The organism is Streptomyces achromogenes, assembly GCF_030816715.1.
In the GTDB taxonomy this organism is placed as follows: domain Bacteria; phylum Actinomycetota; class Actinomycetes; order Streptomycetales; family Streptomycetaceae; genus Streptomyces; species Streptomyces achromogenes_A.
The window spans coordinates 2,394,997-2,408,422 of the sequence record NZ_JAUSYH010000001.1 but is presented as its reverse complement, the minus strand read 5'-3'; the positions used below and the strand labels follow the sequence as shown (position 1 = coordinate 2,408,422).

Sequence of the window (13,426 nt, the reverse complement as noted above, 5' to 3'; positions counted from 1 at the left end):
CCTGCCCAACAGTCCCCGACCGGACGACTGGGCAGGCGCCGTCGCCCTTGCGCGCACCCTGTCTTCGGAGAGGCGAAGGCAAGGGAGGCAGGCAAGGGAGGCAGGAGGGGGAGGCGCGTGTGGGAGGCTGTGCGCCATGGTCGCGATCAGTCTCACCAAGGTCCAGGAGACCGCACCCGCGCTGGTCAGCCTCTACAAGAGCGCCGGGGTGTCCCTCGCCAAGCACGGTCTCGACGGGCAGCGGGCCGCCGTCTACCTCGTCGTCGACTACTCGGGGTCGATGAAGCCGTACTACCGGGACGGCAGCGTGCAGGCGCTCGCCGACCGGGTGCTGGGACTCTCCGCCCATCTCGACGACGACGGCCGGGTGCCGGTCGTCTTCTTCTCCACCGACGTCGACGCCGTCACCGACATCGCCCTCGACGACCACCGCGGCCGGGTGGACCGCATCGTGGCCGGGCTCGGGCACATGGGCAGGACCAGCTACCACCTCGCCATGGACGCCGTCATCGACCACTACCTCGACAGCGGCGCACGGGAACCCGCGCTCGTCGTCTTCCAGACCGACGGCGGCCCCATCAACAAGCTCGCCGCCGAGCGCTATCTCTGCAAGGCCTCCAAGCTGCCCCTGTTCTGGCAGTTCATCGGCTTCGGCGACCGCGGCAGCAAGCAGTTCGACTTCCTGCGCAAGCTCGACGAACTGCCCGTCCCGGCGCAGCGGGCGGTCGACAACGCCGGCTTCTTCCACGCCGGTCCGGACCCGCGGAAGGTGTCGGACGCGGATCTCTACGACCGGCTCGTGTGCGAGTTCCCGCAGTGGCTGACGGCCGCCCGGGCGCAGGGGATCGTACGGCCGTAGCGGTGGGGGCGGCGGCTCTCCGGAACCGTCCGCACCGTTGGCTCAGCGGGTCGTCCGTGCCACCCTGAGGAAGATCCGACGGGGAGGCGGCGACGTATGGGCGAGTACGCGGGATCGGTGAACGGGACGGCTCAGGAGGCGAGTTCACGGCCGAGGGGCGAGCCGGGCAAGGGCGAGCGGGTCGCGGACTGGGCCGACGGGCGGCTCGGGCTGTACACGCTGGCGAAGGCCAACCTGCGCAAGGTGTTCCCGGACCACTGGTCGTTCATGCTGGGCGAGATCTGTCTCTACAGCTTCCTCATCCTCATCCTCACCGGCGTCTACCTCACCCTGTTCTTCGAGCCGAGCAGCGCCGAGGTCGTCTACCACGGCTCCTACGCGCCCCTCAACGGCATCACGATGACGCGGGCGTACGAGTCGACGCTCGACATCAGCTTCGACGTGCGCGGCGGGCTGCTGATCCGGCAGATCCACCACTGGTCGGCGCTGGTCTTCGTCACCGGCATGCTCGTGCACATGATGCGGGTGTTCTTCACCGGCGCGTTCCGCAAGCCGCGCGAGGTCAACTGGGTGTTCGGCTGGCTGCTGTTGTTCCTCGGCATCCTCACCGGTCTCACCGGCTACTCGCTTCCCGACGACCTGCTCTCCGGCACCGGCGTGCGGTTCGCCGACGGCGCGATCCTGTCCGTCCCGATCGTGGGCACGTACCTGTCGTTCTTCCTCTTCGGAGGGGAGTTCCCGGGGCACGACATCATCTCCCGGTTCTACCCGATCCACGTCCTGCTGCTGCCCGGCATCATGCTGGGGCTGGTCGTCGCCCACCTCATCCTGGTGTTCTTCCACAAGCACACGCAGTACCCGGGGCCCGGACGCGACCAGAAGAGCGTGGTCGGCATGCCGTTCATGCCGGTCTACATGGCGAAGGCCGGAGGGTTCTTCTTCCTGGTCTTCGGCGTGCTGGCGGTGATGGGCGGGATCGCGAGCGTCAACCCGGTGTGGGCGTTCGGCCCGTACCGGCCGGACCTGGTGACGACGGGCGCCCAGCCGGACTGGTACCTCGGCTTCTCCGAGGGGCTGATCCGGGTGATGCCGGGCTGGGAGATCAACGCCTGGGGCCACACCCTGGAACTGGGCGTCCTCATCCCGTTCTCGCTCTTCCCGCTGATCCTGCTCGCCATCGGGGCCTATCCGTTCGTCGAGGCGTGGATCACCGGCGACAAGCGCGAGCACCACATCCTCGACCGGCCGCGCAACGCCCCCGTGCGCACCGGCCTCGGCGTGGCCTGGCTGACCCTGTACGCGGTGCTGCTGCTCGGCGGCGGCAACGACATCGTGGCCACGCATCTGCATCTGTCCATCAACGCGATCACCTGGTTCGTGCGGATCTCCGTGTTCGTCGCCCCCGTCGTCGCCTTCATGGTCACCAAGCGGATCTGTCTCGGACTGCAGCGCCGTGACCGCGACATGGTGCTGCACGGCCGGGAGACGGGCACCATCAGGCGTCTGCCGCACGGCGAGTACATCGAGGTCCACGAACCCCTCGGCCGGGACCGGCTGTTCACCCTCACCCAGCACGAGCAGCACCCGCCGTACGAGATCGGTCCGCTCGTCGACCACAACGGGGTGCGGCGGCCGGTCACCGTCTCGCAGCGGGTGCGGGCGCGGCTGGCCCGGGCGATGTTCGGGGCGGACAGTCACATCCCCAAGCCGACGCCCGAGGAGTACCGCGAACTCACCGCGGGCCACGGGGGGCATGCGGGCCACGAGGGCCATGCGGGTCATGGGGGCCGGGCGGGGCAGGCGGGACATGGGGGAGACGGACCCTGAGGACCCGCCGCGCGAAGCGTTCGCCGATCAGACGGTGACCGGCCGCGTCCGGGTGGAGGCCGTCGGGCAGCGGCGTCCCCGCGGCGTCGGCCTCGCCGTAGAGTTCGAGGCCGTCGACGTGGTGCAGGTGCGGGTCTTCGGCGGCGCGCTCGGCCACGATCCGGGCCAGTTCGGCGCGGATCACCCGCAGGGTCAGCTTTCCGTACGCCACCTCGGCCGGATCGCCCATCGGCTGGAACAGCGCCCTGCCCGCGGCGGCGGAGGCGAAGTCGAGCGAGGTGGGGCCGGGCGTGTCCTCGTGCATCGGGCACAGGATCGGTGAGACGACCACCAGCGGCGTGTCCGGACGGCCCTCGCGGATCGTGTCGAGGAAGCCGTGCACGGCCGGGGCGAAGGCGCGCAGCCGCATCAGATCGAGGTTCACCACGTTGATGCCGACCTTGACGCTGATCAGGTCGGCCGGGGTGTCCCGCAGCGCGCGGGCGGTGAACGGGTCCAGCAGGGCGCTGCCGCCCAGGCCCAGGTTGATCAGCTCCACCCGGGCCAGCGAGGCGGCGACGGCGGGCCAGATCGCGGTGGGGCGCACGGCGTCCGAGCCGTGACTGATCGAACTGCCGTGGTGCAGCCAGACCGGGCGGCCGTGCGCGGGGGCGGCGGTCAGCGGGGCGTCGGTGCGCAGGGCCACCAGTTCGGTGGTCTCGGTGGGCGGGAGCCAGATCTCCAGGTCCTTGACCCCGGCCGGCAGGCCCGAGAACCGCAGGGTGGCGACCGGACCGCAGCGCGTGTCGACGGTGCCGGCCGCCAGGTCGACGGTCTGGACGCGGCCGCCCTCCGTCGCGCCGGCGGCCCGGACCGGACGGCCGTCGACGAGCAGCTCGTACACGCCGTCCGGCAGGGGCGGGCCGCCGACGTAGACGCGCTTCGTGGGCAGGACGTCCAGCTCGACGGCGGTGGCCTCGCTGCGGAACGCGAGCCGCACACCCGACGGCTGGGACTCGGCCATGGCGAGCTGCGGGTCGGCGCACTGGGCACGCGCGCGTGCGGGCAGCCGGTGCGGCAGCACGCCGTGCTCGGTGTGCTCCAGGTCGAGGGCTCCGCGCAGCAGATCGGCGGTGACCGGCGTCGTGACCCAGGCCGGCTCGGGCGCGCGGCTCATGCGGCGGGCCAGTTGCGCAGCAGGGCGTCGAGGGCGTCCAGGACGCGGGCCCAGGTCTCGTCCGTGTCCGGCGCGCTGTGGCTGAAGCTCCCGCCCAGCTCCAGGCCGACGTAACCGTTGAAGACGCTGCCGAGCAGCCGGACCGCGTGCGTGCGGTCCGGCTCCGCCAGGTCGTATCCGCGCAGCAGCGCCCGGGTCATCTGCGCGTGCCGGACACCGGCGCTCGCGGCCGCCGTCTCGGGGTCGAGCCGCAACTGGGCGGCGGCGTAGCGGCCGGGATGCTGGTGCGCGTAGTCGCGGTAGACGTTGGCCAGCGCGGTCAGGGCGTCCTTGCCCGCCCGGCCCGCCAAAGCGTCGGCGGCCCGGTCGGCGAGCTCCTCGAGGGCGAGCAGCGCGATCCGGGTCCTGAGGTCCTGCGAGTTCTTCACGTGCGAGTACAGGCTCGCCACTTTGACGTCGAACCGCCGGGCCAGCGCCGAGACGGTCACCTCCTCGAAGCCGGCCTCGTCGGCGAGCTCGGCGCCCGCTCGTACGAGGCGCTCCGTGGTCAGCCCGACCCGCCCCATGCTCGCCCTCCCTTTCTCCCTCACACGCCCCCGTAGCCTTAGGCCATTATGCGTTTGCCTAAAAGTATTAGGCAAATTAGCCTCGCTCGTATGAAGCCGCTGACCGAAGCAGAGATCCGCGCCGCGTTCGTGAACTGCAGCAAGGGCGAGGCCAAGCGCCTGTCCGTACCGCGCGACCTCGCCGACCGCCCGTGGGACGACCTGGACTATCTGGGCTGGCGCGACCCCCAGGCCCCCGACCGCGCCTACCTCGCCGTGGAGCTCGACGGCAGGCTGAAGGCCCTCGCCCTGCGCACCTCCGCCGGGGGGCCCGGGCAGGCCCGGCGCAGCATGTGCGGGCTGTGCCTGACCACTCACTCCGGCGGCGTCTCGCTGATGGTCGCGCCGAAGGCCGGCCGGGCCGGCCAGCAGGGCAACTCGGTGGGCGCCTACATCTGCAGCGACCTCGCCTGCTCGCTGTACGTGCGGGGCAAGCGGGACGCGGGCGTGGGAGGGCGGCTGCACGAGACGATCACGCTGGAGGAGCGGATCGAGCGGACGGTCGCCCACCTCGCCGCGTTCGTCGCCAAGGTGACGGGCTGACCGTCGGCCGTCCACTGACGAACATCCGCCGTTCGCCGTCCGCCGTCCCTCGCCCGCGCGTGGCGGGCGGCCCCGGGGGTCGTGCCACCGCTCGGCGGCGGTTCAGGTGCGGTCGCGCAGCACCTCCGCCCGGCAGGCGTCCGGATCGCCCCACGCCGTACGCAGTGCGCGGGACTTGGTCAGCCACAGCGACAGATCGTACTCCGCCGTGTAGCCGATCGCGCCGTGCAGCTGGAGCGCGGTGCGCGCGGTCGCGTACGCCGCCTCGCAGGCGCTCACCTTCGCCGCGGCCACGTCCGCCGGGGCCATCGTCACGGCGGCACCCAGCACCAGCGGGCGGGCGAACTCCAGCGCGATCTTCGCGTCCGCCAGCCGGTGCTTGACCGCCTGGAACGACCCTATGGGCACGCCGAACTGGACACGCTGCCTCACATACCCCACCGTCCGCTCCAGCAGGGCGAGACCCACGCCCAGCGCCTGCGCGGCGGTGGCGAGACGGGCCCACAGCAGGGCGCGGTCCGCGGGTGGATCCGGGTCGAGGAGCTCACCGCCCGGCAGCAGCCGGGTGAGCCGGCGGGCCGGGTCCAGCGACGCGCGGACCGGGCCGTGCCCCGGGGCGAGCCGCAGCCCGTCCGCGGCCAGCACCAGCCGTGCCGTCGCCGCGTCGCCGTCCAGGGCGTATCCGCCCGCCCGTACCAGCGTCGCCATCGACTCGCCCGAGGCCAGGTCCGGCAGGAACCTCCCGGCCGGGCCCGGAGCGCGCAGCGCCGCGGCCGCGGCCACCGTCTCCACCAGCGGGCCGGGCACCGCATACCGCCCCAACTCCACGAAGGCGACGGCGAGTTCGACGGGCCGGGGTCCCAGTCCTCCTTCGTACGCCTCCGGGACCGCCAGCGCGAAGACGCCGGCCGCGGCGATCCGCGACCACAGCGCCCGCCCGGCCGCCCGCTCGCCGCGGCTCCAGTCGCGGATCACGGCCGGTGCGTCGGCCGCGGCCAGCATCGCGCCCAGCGATTCGGCGAAGGCCCGCTGCTCGGCGTCGAGGAGGAAGCGCGGCGCGGGCGCGGGCGCCTCCGGTGCGGCGGTGTGCGGCGAGACCGTCATCGGCGCCCCCTCGGCAGGCCGAGCAGGTGCTCGGCGATGATGTCGCGCTGGATCTCGTTCGTGCCCGCGTAGATCGGCCCGGCGAGTGCGAAGACGTACCGCTGCGACCACTGCTCCTCGGCGAACTCGCCCTCCTCGCCGAGAAGGTCGAGTGCCGTCTCGTGCAGGGCGATGTCGTACTCGGACCAGAAGACCTTGTTCAGACTCGCCTCCGCGCCGACGCGCTCGCCGCCGAGGAACCGGGAGGCGCTCGCGTAGGTGGCCAACTGGTAGGCGCGGGCGCCGATCAGCGCGTCGGCGACCTGAGTCCGGGCGCTCTGCGGACTGCCCCGGTCCCGCCAGAGCGCGTGCAGCCGCTCCGCCGCGGCCAGGAAGCGGCCGGGGGAGCGCAGCGTCAGCCCGCGTTCGTCGGCCGCCGTCGCCATCGCGATCCGCCAGCCCTGGCCCGGCTCACCGATCACGTCCTCGTCCGGCACGAACACCTCGTCCAGGAACAGTTCGGCGAACGCCGGCTTCCCGTCGAGACGGCCGATCGGGCGGACGGTGACGCCCTCCGCCCGCAGGTCGAACATGACGTAGGTGAGCCCCTGATGGGGTTTCGCCGCCCCGGGGTCGCTGCGGAACAGACCGAAGGCGCGGTCGGCGAAGGCCGCGCGCGAGGACCACGTCTTCTGGCCGCTGAGCCGCCAGCCGCCGGGGACCCGCACCGCCCGGGCACGCAGCGAGGCCAGGTCCGAACCGGCCTCCGGCTCCGACCAGGCCTGCGCCCAGACGGTCTCGCCGCGCGCCATCGCGGGCAGCACCCGCGCGCGCTGCTCCTCGGTGCCGTGCGCGAACAGGGTCGGCGCGAGGAGACTCACGCCGTTCTGGCCGACCCGGCCCGGGGCGCCCGCCGCGTAGTACTCCTCCTCGAAGAGCAGCCAGCGCACGAGGCCGCACTCCCGTCCGCCGTACCGCCTCGGCCAGTTCACCGCCGACCAGCGGCCCGAGGCCAGTTCGGCCTCCCACGCGCGGTGCGCGGCGAAGCCCTCGGCGGTCTCCAGCGAGGGCAGCGGCTCGGGCGGCACGTGCGCGTGCAGCCATGCCCGGGCCTCGGCGCGGAACGCCTCGTCGGCGGGGGAGTGCGTGAGATCCACGGGCGCTCTCCTACGGGTGTTTTTCGCGGGACCGTTCTTCCCTAACAAGTGTTTGGTAGGTTAGCGTGGCTCCATGACAGGCGTCGAGAGTCCGGCATACGTGCCCGGCCACGGGCTGCTCAGGGGGCGCACCGCCGTCGTCACGGCCGCGGCCGGGGCCGGCATCGGCGGAGCCGTCGCACGGCGCTTCCTGGAGGAAGGGGCGCGTGTGCTGATCAGCGACGCCCACACCCGGCGGCTCAAGGACCACGAGAGCGCGCTGGCCGAGGAGTTCGGGCCGGAGTCGGTGGCGGCCCTGCCCTGTGACGTCACCGACGAGGACCAGGTGCGGGCCCTGTTCGACGCCGCCGTCGCCGCCCACGGCAGGCTGGACGTCGTCGTCAACAACGCCGGCCTCGGCGGCACCGCGCACCTCGCGGACATGACCGACGACCAGTGGAACCGCGTCCTCGACGTCACCCTGAACGGCACCTTCCGCTGCACCCGGGCCGCCCTGCGGCGGATGCGCGACACCGGCGGCGGCGTCATCGTCAACAACGCCTCCGTCGTCGGCTGGCGCGCCCAGGCCGGCCAGGCGCACTACGCCGCCGCGAAAGCGGGCGTGATGGCGCTGACCCGCTGCGCGGCGATCGAGGCCGCCGCCTACGGCGTACGGGTCAACGCCGTCTCACCCAGCCTCGCCATGCACCCGCACCTGGTGAAGGTCACCTCCGCCGAACTGCTGGAGGAGCTCACCGCACGCGAGGCCTTCGGACGGTACGCCGAGCCCTGGGAGGTCGCCAACGTGATCGTGTTCCTGGCGTCCGGCTACTCCTCGTACATGACCGGCGAAGTGGTCTCCGTCAGTGGCCAGCACCCCTAGGCGGACAATGAACGCGTGCCCCCTACGACGCCTCCCACGAAGCCCCCTGCGAAGAAGAAGCCCCAGGTGACCGCCGCGCCCGCCCGGCGCCGCGAACTCCTCGAGACCGCCGCCGAGGTCTTCGCCGAGCAGGGCTACAACGCCACCACCGTGCGCAAGATCGCGGACCACGCGGGCATGCTCGCGGGCAGCCTCTATTACCACTTCGACTCGAAGGAGTCGATGCTCGAGGAGATCCTGCGCAGCTTCCTCGACGAACTGTGGGACGGCTACGACACCGTCCTCGCGGCCCCGCTGGGCCCCCGCGAGACCCTCGAGGCCCTGGTCACCGAGTCGTTCCGGGAGATCGACCGGCACCGCGCCGCCGTCGCGATCTACCAGAAGGAGAGCCGGCAGCTGGTGGCGCAGGAACGGTTCGCGTTCCTCGCCGACTCCCAGCGCAGGTTCGAGACGGCCTGGCTCTCCACGCTGGAACGCGGAGTCGCGGCCCGGGTCTTCCGGGCCGATCTCGACGTCCGTCTCACCTACCGGTTCGTCCGCGACACGGTGTGGGTCGCCGCGTCCTGGTACCGGCCCGGCGGGCAGCACAGCCCGGAGGAGATCGCCCGCCAGTACCTGTCGATGGTGCTGGACGGCATCGCCGTCCGTGAATAGTCCACTGACGTGCCCCTTTGCATGAGGGAGTTGCCATGGCCGAGGCCTACATCGTCGAAGCGGTCCGTACGCCCGTCGGGCGGCGCAGGGGGGGTCTGTCCGGGGTGCACCCGGCGGACCTCGGCGCGCACGTGCTGAAGGAGCTCGTCGCCCGCTCGGGCGTGGACCCGGCGGCCGTCGAGGACGTCGTCTTCGGCTGCCTGGACACGGTCGGACCGCAGGCCGGCGACATCGCGCGGACCTGCTGGCTGGCCGCAGGCCTCCCCGAGGAGGTGCCGGGCGTGACCGTCGACCGGCAGTGCGGCTCCTCGCAGCAGGCCGTGCACTTCGCCGCCCAGGGCGTACTGTCCGGCACCCAGGACCTGGTCGTCGCGGGCGGTGTGCAGAACATGTCGCAGATCCCGATAGCCTTCGCCACCCGGCAGGCCGCCGAACCGCTCGGCTTCACCCAGGGCCCCTTCGCCGGCAGCGAGGGCTGGCGCGCCCGGTACGGGGACCGGCCCGTCAACCAGTTCGCCGGCGCCGAGATGATCGCCGCCAAATGGGGCATCAGCCGGCAGGACCAGGAGGAGTTCGCCCTGCGCTCGCACCGCCGGGCGCTGCGCGCGATCGACGAGGGCCGCTTCACGCGCGAGACCGTCGCCTACCGGGACGTGACGACCGACGAGGGGCCGCGCCGGGACACCTCCCTGGAGAAGATGGCCGCGCTGAAGCCCGTGATCGACGGCGGCACCGTCACCGCCGCCTGCTCCTCGCAGGTCTCCGACGGCGCGGCCGCGCTGCTGCTGGCCTCGGAGCGGGCGGTGCGCGAGCACGGGCTGACGCCCCGCGCGCGCGTGCACCACCTCTCCGTGCGCGGCGAGGACCCCATCCGCATGCTGACGGCCCCGATCCCGGCCACCGCGCACGCCCTGAAGAAGACCGGCCTCACCATCGACGACCTCGACCTCGTCGAGATCAACGAGGCGTTCGCGCCCGTCGTGCTGGCCTGGCTGAAGGAGACCGGCGCGGACCCGGAGAAGGTCAACGTCAATGGCGGCGCGATCGCCCTCGGCCATCCCCTCGGCGCGACCGGCGCGAAGCTGATGACGACGCTGCTGCACGAACTGGAGCGCGTCGGCGGCCGGTTCGGACTGCAGACCATGTGCGAAGGCGGCGGCCAGGCCAACGTGACGATCATCGAACGGCTCTGACGGGCACCACAGGTTCCGACCGGTACGGATGCCCCGGGCGGCGAGGCTGTTCCGGAGCGGAGCGGCGGGAGCGGGGGCGGGGCGGGGGACGGGCTTGCGCGCCGGTCCTCACGTCCTTGCGAGCCGGTCCAGGGCCGTCAGCACGTCCTGCGCCTCCTTCATGATCCGTTCGACCAGGTCCGCGCACGACGGCAGGTCGTCGATCACCCCGGCGACCTGCCCGGCGGCCATCACCCCCGCCTCCGGGCGGCCCTCCACCATCGCGGACCTCAGCAGCATCGGCGTGTTCGCGGCCAGCAGCACCTGACTCCAGGCGAGGTCCTTGCCGTGGCGCAGCGCCAGTCCGTCGCGGACCATCTGCCGCCAGGTGAGACCGGACAGCCTGCGGAAGCCGGCCGCGTGACGCGCCGCCCGCAGCAGCGCCCTGCCCCGGCCCGCGTCCTCCAGGCCGTCGACCAGCGGCGTGCGCAGCATGCGGTGCGGAAGGCCGTCCACCGCCCGGGTGACGGTGACGTCCCGTACCGTCGCCACCAGGTACCGCGCCTTCACCGCCTCCGGGACCGGCGAGTCCGACGTGAGCAGGAACCGCGTGCCCATCGCGACGCCGGCCGCCCCGTACGCCAGCGCGGCCGCCAGCCCCCGCCCGTCGAAGAAGCCGCCCGCCGCCACGACGGGGATGTCCACCGCGTCCACCACCTGCGGAAGCAGGACCGTCGTCGCGACCTCGCCGGTGTGGCCGCCGCCCTCGCCGCCCTGCACGATCACCGCGTCCGCGCCCCACGCCGCCACCTTCTCGGCGTGCCGGCGGGCCCCCACGGACGGGATCACGACGACCCCCGCCTCCTTGAGGCCGGCGATCAGCTCGGCGGAGGGGGCGAGTGCGAACGACGCGACCCGCACCCCCTCGTCGACGATGATCCGCACCCGGTCACCGGCGTCCGCCGCGTCGGCCCGCAGATTGACGCCGAACGGCGCGTCCGTGCGCGCCTTCACCTCCCGCACCGCCGACCGCAGCTGGTCGGGGGTCATCGTCGCCGAGGCCAGGACGCCCAGCCCCCCCGCGTCCGCCGTCGCCGACACCAGCCGCGGGCCCGCCACCCACCCCATGCCGGTCTGCACGATCGGGTGACGGACCCCGACCAGCCGGGTGAACGCCGTCTCCATCAGGCCGGCACCTCCCGGGCCCGGGCGCCGTCCGGGTCGATCACCTCACGGATCAGCCGCAGCTCCGCAGCGGTCGGCTCACGGGTGTACGGCACCTCGTCCGCGACGGCCAGGTCGAACCCCGTCGCCTCCCGGACCTGCTCCACACTCACCCCGGGATGCAGCGAGGCCAGCCGCATCGACCGGTCGGGCGTGGCGAAGTCGAAGACGCCCAGGTCGGAGACGACCCGCGGGATGCGGTGATACCGGGCTCCGGCCGCACGGTCGTACCCGACGCCGCACACCATGTCGACCTTCGCGACGAAGACCCGCCGGGAGTGCCTCGGGATCCAGTAACTCGTCGGATTGTTCAAGGTGTTGACGGGCGCACCGCGCACCCCGAGGAGCTGGCGCACCGGCTTGGCCCAGTCGCCGACGCAGGAGATGTTCTGGTTGCCGTACCGGTCGATCTGGCTCGCGCCCATCATCACGTGCCGCCGGCCGCCGGTGACCAGCTCCAGATGCTGCCGGTAGGGCAGCCAGCCCTCCGTCGTCCCGTCCGGGCGCACGATCAGCGCCTCGCCGTCGGTCAGCAGGAGATCCGGCGAGAAGGTGAGCCGGGCGAGCCGGGCGCCGGCCGAGGGGATCACGCCCATGGGGCTCGCCAGGATCTCGCCCCCGCCCCGCCAGGCCTCGGCGCAGGCGATCACGCAGTACTCGGCACGCGTGGTCCCGCTCACGAGTCCTCCCCGACCGCCGACCGGTACGCCTGTTCGTCCCCGGCGAGGTAGCGGGCCGAGAACTGCGCCCAGGGCGTCGTCGCGTACCGCTTCTGGAACGCCTCGTCCCGGCCGTAGTCGGGGGCGCAGGACGTGAAGTGCGCCCCGTTCGGGGCCTCCACCACCCCCGTCACCGTGTGCCGCTTGATCAGCAGCGACTGCGGCGGCGCCTCCTTCGTCAGCTCGGCCGTGTCGACGACGCGTTCGCAGCTGACGTACGCCGTGTCCGCCGCCTCGCAGAACAGGTCGTCGAAGTACGGGTCCGGGCCCAGGTACTGCCCGTTGCCCAGCCGGTCGGCCCGGTTGACGTGCACCAGCGCCGCGTCGAGCCGCAGGGCGGGCATGGCCACGAACGTCTCCCCGTCCTCGTACGGCGACGTCACCGTCCGCAGACCGGGGTTGACCCGCATCACGTCCGAGCCGAGGCCCGCCCGCACGGGCAGGAACGGCAGCCGGTGCGCCGCCGCGCGCAGCCCCCACAGGAACATCGCCTCGTCGACCTCCGTCAGCTCCAGCGTCCCGCGCTCGCGGGCCGCGCGGTAGTGCGGCTCCAGCGGGATCGAGTCCAGCGTGGCGAACGCGGCGACCAGCCTGCGGATCCGCCCGGCCGCCGCGAGCATGCCGACGTCCGGGCCGCCGTACGACACCACGGTCAGGTCGGTGACCTCCGACCGCAGCAGCGCCCGCACCAACGCCATCGGCTTACGGCGCGAGCCCCAGCCGCCGATGCCGAGAGTCATGCCGCTCTCCAGACGGGAGACGGCCTCCTCGGCGCTCATCGTCTTGTCACTCACCCGGGCCCTCCTCCCGTGCGACCCTGCCGAAGGCGTCCCGGACCCGGTCGGCCACTCCACCGACGCTCGCCTCATAGGTGAAGCCCTGCTCGAAGCGGTAGCTGCGACGCACGTCGACCGGATCGATGCCGTTGATGGCGGCCTTCGCCAGACGCACCAGCTCGCCGTCCTTCGCGGCGATCTCGCCGGCCACCTCCAGCGCGGCCGCGCGCAGTTCACCGGCCGGCGCCACCCGCCACACCGAGCCGTGCGCCTGCAGTTCGGCCGCCGTGACCGTGCGCGAGGTGTAGTAGAGGGCGCGCAGCAGATGCTGGGGCACCAGCCGGGCCAGATGGGTGGCCGCGCCCAGCGCGCCCCGGTCCAGCTCGGGCAGCCCGAACACGGCGTCCTCGCTCGCCACGATCACGTCCGCGTTCCCCGCGAGGCCGACGCCGCCGCCCAGACAGAACCCCTGCACCGCCGCCACGACCGGCACCTCGCACTCGTACACCGCCGCGAACGCCTCGAAGCAGCCGCGGTTGGCGCCGATCAGCGCGCCCGGCCCGTGTGCCTGGATCTCCTTGATGTCGACGCCCGCGTTGAAGCCCCGCCCCTCGGCGGCCAGCACCACGCACCGCGTGCCCGGATCGCGGCCGGCCGCGCGCACGGCGTCGGCCAGGGCGAACCAGCCGTGCACCGGCAGGGCGTTCACCGGCGGGAAGTCGACCGTGACGAGCGTGATTCCCTTTTCCGCCCCCTTTTCCGGGGACGAGGTGGAGACACCCATGGAAG

Annotated in this window: 13 protein-coding genes and 1 pseudogene; 6 read left to right on the top strand and 8 right to left on the bottom strand. The window is 72.9% G+C overall.

Annotation, left to right across the window (positions count from 1 at the left end; genetic code table 11):
* The first annotated feature begins 136 nt into the window (after window positions 1-136).
* Together QF032_RS10900 and qcrB are read left to right on the top strand one after the other, a co-directional pair.
* The gene (locus QF032_RS10900) at window positions 137-859 is read left to right on the top strand and encodes a vWA domain-containing protein (protein ID WP_307055911.1); all 723 of its coding nucleotides are present in this window, start codon (window positions 137-139) and stop codon (window positions 857-859) included.
* A 96-nt stretch (window positions 860-955) separates the two neighbouring features.
* Window positions 956-2,614, top strand: a pseudogene (gene qcrB / locus QF032_RS10895) (cytochrome bc1 complex cytochrome b subunit); the annotation flags it as partial.
* Here the strand turns inward: qcrB and QF032_RS10890 are convergent.
* Both QF032_RS10890 and QF032_RS10885 read right to left on the bottom strand, forming a co-directional pair.
* Complete coding sequence (locus QF032_RS10890; RefSeq protein ID WP_307041917.1) at window positions 2,592-3,842, bottom strand: GDSL-type esterase/lipase family protein; 1,251 nt, start codon at window positions 3,840-3,842, stop codon at window positions 2,592-2,594. The pseudogene qcrB and the gene QF032_RS10890 sit on opposite strands and share 23 nt — an antisense overlap.
* Entirely contained in the window at window positions 3,839-4,408 is a 570-nt protein-coding gene (locus QF032_RS10885; protein WP_307055910.1) for a TetR/AcrR family transcriptional regulator, read from the bottom strand. Before QF032_RS10885 ends, QF032_RS10890 begins: the two co-directional genes overlap by 4 nt.
* A gap of 90 nt (window positions 4,409-4,498) precedes the next feature.
* On the opposite strand from QF032_RS10885, the gene QF032_RS10880 reads away from it, so the two are divergent.
* Window positions 4,499-4,990 (top strand): FBP domain-containing protein, encoded by a 492-nt coding sequence (locus tag QF032_RS10880; RefSeq protein WP_307055909.1) that lies wholly within the window; start codon window positions 4,499-4,501, stop codon window positions 4,988-4,990.
* Window positions 4,991-5,092: 102 nt separating this feature from the next.
* On the opposite strand, the gene QF032_RS10875 is transcribed toward QF032_RS10880, so the two are convergent.
* Both QF032_RS10875 and QF032_RS10870 read right to left on the bottom strand, forming a co-directional pair.
* Complete coding sequence (locus tag QF032_RS10875) at window positions 5,093-6,094, bottom strand: acyl-CoA dehydrogenase family protein (RefSeq protein WP_307055908.1); 1,002 nt, start codon at window positions 6,092-6,094, stop codon at window positions 5,093-5,095.
* On the bottom strand, window positions 6,091-7,230 hold the full coding sequence (locus QF032_RS10870) for an acyl-CoA dehydrogenase family protein (RefSeq protein ID WP_307041909.1): 1,140 nt from the start codon (window positions 7,228-7,230) through the stop codon (window positions 6,091-6,093). The genes QF032_RS10875 and QF032_RS10870 overlap by 4 nt, the downstream gene beginning before the upstream one ends.
* A 73-nt stretch (window positions 7,231-7,303) precedes the next feature.
* Between QF032_RS10870 and QF032_RS10865 the strand changes: the two genes are divergently transcribed.
* The 3 genes from QF032_RS10865 (at window position 7,304) to QF032_RS10855 (ending at window position 9,939) form a co-directional block, all read left to right on the top strand.
* A complete protein-coding gene (locus QF032_RS10865; protein ID WP_307055907.1) occupies window positions 7,304-8,092 on the top strand; it encodes an SDR family oxidoreductase in 789 nt (262 codons plus the stop codon).
* A gap of 66 nt (window positions 8,093-8,158) precedes the next feature.
* The gene (locus QF032_RS10860; protein ID WP_266727575.1) at window positions 8,159-8,746 is read left to right on the top strand and encodes a TetR/AcrR family transcriptional regulator; all 588 of its coding nucleotides are present in this window, start codon (window positions 8,159-8,161) and stop codon (window positions 8,744-8,746) included.
* A 35-nt stretch (window positions 8,747-8,781) separates the two neighbouring features.
* Window positions 8,782-9,939 carry an acetyl-CoA C-acetyltransferase gene (locus QF032_RS10855; RefSeq protein ID WP_307041902.1) on the top strand — a complete coding sequence of 386 codons (1,158 nt, stop codon included), beginning with the start codon at window positions 8,782-8,784 and terminating at the stop codon, window positions 9,937-9,939.
* 108 nt (window positions 9,940-10,047) lie between these two features.
* On the opposite strand, the gene QF032_RS10850 is transcribed toward QF032_RS10855, so the two are convergent.
* Genes QF032_RS10850 through QF032_RS10835 form a run of 4 tightly spaced genes read right to left on the bottom strand, consistent with a single transcriptional unit; the run spans window position 10,048 to window position 13,421 of the window.
* Window positions 10,048-11,103, bottom strand: a complete 1,056-nt coding sequence (locus QF032_RS10850; RefSeq protein WP_307041900.1) for an NAD(P)H-dependent flavin oxidoreductase — start codon at window positions 11,101-11,103, stop codon at window positions 10,048-10,050.
* Window positions 11,103-11,822, bottom strand: coding sequence for a CoA-transferase subunit beta (locus QF032_RS10845; RefSeq protein WP_307041898.1), 720 nt, complete (start codon window positions 11,820-11,822; stop codon window positions 11,103-11,105). Before QF032_RS10845 ends, QF032_RS10850 begins: the two co-directional genes overlap by 1 nt.
* Window positions 11,819-12,655 carry a CoA transferase subunit A gene (locus QF032_RS10840; protein ID WP_307041896.1) on the bottom strand — a complete coding sequence of 279 codons (837 nt, stop codon included), beginning with the start codon at window positions 12,653-12,655 and terminating at the stop codon, window positions 11,819-11,821. Before QF032_RS10840 ends, QF032_RS10845 begins: the two co-directional genes overlap by 4 nt.
* On the bottom strand, window positions 12,648-13,421 hold the full coding sequence (locus QF032_RS10835; RefSeq protein ID WP_307041894.1) for an enoyl-CoA hydratase family protein: 774 nt from the start codon (window positions 13,419-13,421) through the stop codon (window positions 12,648-12,650). The genes QF032_RS10840 and QF032_RS10835 overlap by 8 nt, the downstream gene beginning before the upstream one ends.
* Window positions 13,422-13,426: the final 5 nt, after the last annotated feature.

What these genes read in the sequence shown, in the direction of transcription:
- QF032_RS10900 (WP_307055911.1), top strand. Translation starts at nt 137, where the DNA reads ATGGTCGCGATCAGTCTCACCAAGGTCCAGGAGACCGCACCCGCGCTG.
- QF032_RS10890 (WP_307041917.1), bottom strand. Translation starts at nt 3,842, where the DNA reads ATGAGCCGCGCGCCCGAGCCGGCCTGGGTCACGACGCCGGTCACCGCC.
- QF032_RS10885 (WP_307055910.1), bottom strand. Translation starts at nt 4,408, where the DNA reads ATGGGGCGGGTCGGGCTGACCACGGAGCGCCTCGTACGAGCGGGCGCC.
- QF032_RS10880 (WP_307055909.1), top strand. Translation starts at nt 4,499, where the DNA reads ATGAAGCCGCTGACCGAAGCAGAGATCCGCGCCGCGTTCGTGAACTGC.
- QF032_RS10875 (WP_307055908.1), bottom strand. Translation starts at nt 6,094, where the DNA reads ATGACGGTCTCGCCGCACACCGCCGCACCGGAGGCGCCCGCGCCCGCG.
- QF032_RS10865 (WP_307055907.1), top strand. Translation starts at nt 7,304, where the DNA reads ATGACAGGCGTCGAGAGTCCGGCATACGTGCCCGGCCACGGGCTGCTC.
- QF032_RS10855 (WP_307041902.1), top strand. Translation starts at nt 8,782, where the DNA reads ATGGCCGAGGCCTACATCGTCGAAGCGGTCCGTACGCCCGTCGGGCGG.
- QF032_RS10850 (WP_307041900.1), bottom strand. Translation starts at nt 11,103, where the DNA reads ATGGAGACGGCGTTCACCCGGCTGGTCGGGGTCCGTCACCCGATCGTG.
- QF032_RS10835 (WP_307041894.1), bottom strand. Translation starts at nt 13,421, where the DNA reads ATGGGTGTCTCCACCTCGTCCCCGGAAAAGGGGGCGGAAAAGGGAATC.